The organism is Neisseria sp. P0001.S005, from assembly GCF_051963715.1.
Genome location: NZ_JBQCTZ010000286.1, coordinates 1 through 3,469, shown reverse-complemented (window position 1 = coordinate 3,469; position 3,469 = coordinate 1). Strand labels below are relative to the sequence as shown.

At 46.9% G+C, this 3,469-nt stretch carries 3 protein-coding genes and 1 tRNA gene; 3 read left to right on the top strand and 1 reads right to left on the bottom strand.

Annotated features, from left to right (window positions below; translation table 11 throughout):
* A partial coding sequence (locus ACTHSP_RS18930; protein WP_440346675.1) for an SCO family protein occupies positions 1 to 371 on the bottom strand: 371 nt, incomplete at its 3' end.
* A gap of 285 nt (positions 372 to 656) precedes the next feature.
* Here ACTHSP_RS18930 and ACTHSP_RS18925 point away from each other — a divergent pair.
* The 3 genes from ACTHSP_RS18925 to ilvN all read left to right on the top strand — a co-directional run bounded on the left by ACTHSP_RS18925 (position 657) and on the right by ilvN (position 3,360).
* A tRNA-Leu gene (locus ACTHSP_RS18925) sits at positions 657 to 741 on the top strand.
* Between the two features lie 389 nt (positions 742 to 1,130).
* Complete coding sequence (gene ilvB / locus ACTHSP_RS18920) at positions 1,131 to 2,858, top strand: biosynthetic-type acetolactate synthase large subunit (RefSeq protein WP_154954551.1); 1,728 nt, start codon at positions 1,131 to 1,133, stop codon at positions 2,856 to 2,858.
* A 10-nt stretch (positions 2,859 to 2,868) separates the two neighbouring features.
* Complete coding sequence (ilvN, locus tag ACTHSP_RS18915) at positions 2,869 to 3,360, top strand: acetolactate synthase small subunit (protein WP_003685820.1); 492 nt, start codon at positions 2,869 to 2,871, stop codon at positions 3,358 to 3,360.
* The last annotated feature ends 109 nt before the right edge of the window (positions 3,361 to 3,469 follow it).

Genomic DNA, 3,469 nt, shown 5'->3' with positions numbered 1-3,469 from the left:
AATACTACTTTCACGTCTTTAGCCTGATCGCCCAATTGTTTCAACGTGTCGCTGTAAGTCAGCAACTCGGTTGGGCATACATCAGGACAGTGGGTATAACCGAAAGACAGGATAACCACTTTGCCTTTCAAATCGCTCAGGCTGAAAGGTTTGCCGTCGCCATCGGTCAATGTGAAATCGCCGCCAATATCTTCTTTGCGCATATCGGTACCGCGCGCTTGCACTTTGGGCGCAGACTCACCGGAAGCAGCAGGTGCAGCAGAAGCGGCAGGTGTCGAAGAAGCCTCTTTGGCCTCCTCTTTAGGCTGACAAGCAGCTAGAGCAGCCAACGCAAAAGCACTGAGTAGGAAAGTTCGTGTAACGGAAAGCATAAATTTTCTCCAAAACCGTTTCAAATTAAGTGCGGCCAAATAACTGCCCGGCCGATATAAAAACAAAACATCTTCATATTAACGCGTTTGACACATTAAATATAGCCCTTTTTGCAGATAAATACTGCTTTTTTTGTTTTAAAAATCTGCCTTCCATTTAGATAGTCATCAAACGCAAAAAGTTTAATTCATTAAAAATCAAACAAATATAAAAATAATCCAATTTTTTTTCAATTACTGCTTTACAAGATTCGAGAACTCGCTATAATGACGACTTCTTCGCTAGCCCAGGTGGCGAAATTGGTAGACGCAGGGGACTCAAAATCCCCCGCCGCAAGGTGTGTCGGTTCGAGTCCGACCCTGGGCACCAAATTAAAAAAACCTCTTGATTCAGTCAAGAGGTTTTTTGCTATTTATCATTTGCAAAAACCTTCTCCTTACTCAAACTGTCAACAATCCACCCACATCAAACTCAATAAAACTGTTTTTTTATTTCTTTAAAATCAAAAGATAATCTATTTTTACTCCTTAAACGTTAAAAGATGAAAGATTTTGTCTTGCTTGTACAGTCGGATTGCGTTATCGTTTCTACTCTTTTTCACAAACTCTGTGTTTCTTCCCAATTGCTTGGATAGTCTGACTGTCATCGTATTCCCTCAGTGCGCGTACCCTAAATCGCTGCTTGGTGGAATTGCATTACAGGTGCTGTGGTGAGGCGGATTGTTCCTATTGGTTTGAAACCATATAAAAGAGGTCAATATGCAATTATCTGGCGCACAAATCATCGTGCAAAGTCTCAAAGCCGAAGGTGTCGAGTATGTATTCGGCTATCCGGGCGGCGCGGTTATCGAAATCTACGATGCCCTTTTCCAACTCAATAAATTCAAGCACATCCTGGTTCGCCACGAGCAGGCAGCCGTACATGCGGCAGATGCCTATGCTCGTGTCAGCGGCAAAGTCGGCGTTGCTTTGGTAACTTCCGGCCCAGGCGTAACCAATGCGCTGACCGGCATCGCCACCGCTTACAGCGACTCCATTCCGTTAGTAGTCATCAGCGGCCAGGTGGGCAACTCCCTCATCGGGACAGACGCATTCCAAGAAGTGGATACAGTCGGCATTACCCGCCCTTGTGTCAAACACAATTTCTTGGTAACCAATATCGCTGAGTTGGCAGACACCATCAAAAAAGCTTTCCAAATCGCCGCAAGCGGCCGTCCTGGTCCCGTTGTTGTCGATGTTCCTAAAGATGTCACCCAAGCAATGGCTAAATTCAGCTATCCGCAAGAAGACATCTTCATCCGCTCTTACCAACCGGTTGTACAAGGCCACATCGGTCAAATCAAAAAAGCCGTACAAATGCTGGCTTCCGCCAAACGCCCTATTATTTACTTCGGCGGCGGAGTGGTTTTGGGCAATGCCTCTGAGGAAATGACCAAATTTGTCCGCATGATCGGCGCTCCTTGTACCGGTACATTGATGGGCTTGGGTGCATACCCTTCTAGCGACCGCCAATTCTTAGGCATGCTGGGTATGCACGGTACTTACGAAGCCAACCTCGCCATGCAGAATGCAGACGTTGTACTGGCAATCGGTGCGCGCTTTGATGACCGCGTGATTTCCGTACCGTCCAAATTCTTTGAAAAAGCCAAAAAAATTATTCATATCGACGTTGACCCGTCCAGCATTGCCAAACGCGTCAAAGTGGATATCCCGATTGTCGGCGACGTGAAAAACGTATTGTCCGAAATGATTCAATTGTGGGGCAAACAAGAATCTGCACCTGCAGCCGACTCATTGGATAAATGGTGGAAAAGCATTGAAGAATGGCGTTCGCGCAACTGCCTGTGGTTTGATAATGAAAGCGAAATCATCAAACCGCAATACGTCATTCAAAAACTAGCCGAAATCACCAATAATTCTGCCATCATCACCTCCGACGTCGGTCAACACCAAATGTTTACCGCTCAATATTACCCATTCGAGCGTCCTCGCCAATGGCTCAATTCCGGCGGTTTAGGCACAATGGGCGTCGGCTTGCCATATGCCATCGGTGCGAAACTGGCTGCTCCTGATCAAGATGTATTCTGTATCACCGGCGAAGGCTCGATTCAGATGAACATCCAAGAGCTGTCAACCTGCTTCCAATACCGCGTTCCGGTTAACGTCGTTACCCTGAACAACGGCTATCTCGGCATGGTTCGCCAATGGCAGGAACTGTATTACGGCAACCGCGAATCGGAAACCTATTTCGATTCCCTGCCCGATTTCGTCAAACTGGCTGAAGCATACGGACACATTGGCATCCGTGTGGACAAAAAATCCGATGTTGAAGGCGCGCTTTTGGAAGCAGTCAAACAAAAAGACCGTTTGGTATTTATGGACTTCTTGACCGACAAGAAACAAAACGTGCTGCCCATGGTCGGCAACGGCAAAGGCTTGGACGAGATGGTTCTGCCGCCGCATATGCGCGAAACATTGTCAGCGTAAGGAGAGAAAAATGCGACATATCTTATCTATTCTGATGGAAAACGAATCAGGTGCGATGAGCCGTGTGGTAGGTTTGTTCTCCGCACGCGATTACAATATCGACTCCTTGGCTGTTGCACCAACCGAAGACAAAACCTTGTCTCGCATGACCATCGTTACCCATGGCGACGAACACGTTATCGAGCAAATCACCAAACAGCTCAACAAACTGATTGAAGTTATCAAAGTGGTCGATTTGAACGAAAGCCGTTTTGTCGAACGCGAGCTGATGTTGGTAAAAGTCCGCGCCGTAGGTAAAGACCGTGACGAATTCCTGCGATTGACCGAAATCTACCGTGGCAGCGTCATTGACGTAACAGACCGCAGCTACACCATCGAAATCACAGGTTCTACCGAAAAACTCGACTCTTTCCTCGAAACAGTCGGTCGTGCTCAAATTTTGGAAACCGTACGCACAGGCGCAGCCGGTATCGGTCGTGGCGAGCGTATTTTGAAAATTTAACGCTGTATCGTTCAGACGGCCTTTTACTTTCTACAAAGGCCGTCTGAAAAACAGTAGGAGACAAATATGTCAAGCATCCAAATCGTTGCATTAGTTACCGTCAAACCCG

Coding starts and splice junctions, on each gene's coding strand:
- ilvB (WP_154954551.1), top strand. CDS start 1,131: ATGCAATTATCTGGCGCACAAATCATCGTGCAAAGTCTCAAAGCCGAA.
- ilvN (WP_003685820.1), top strand. CDS start 2,869: ATGCGACATATCTTATCTATTCTGATGGAAAACGAATCAGGTGCGATG.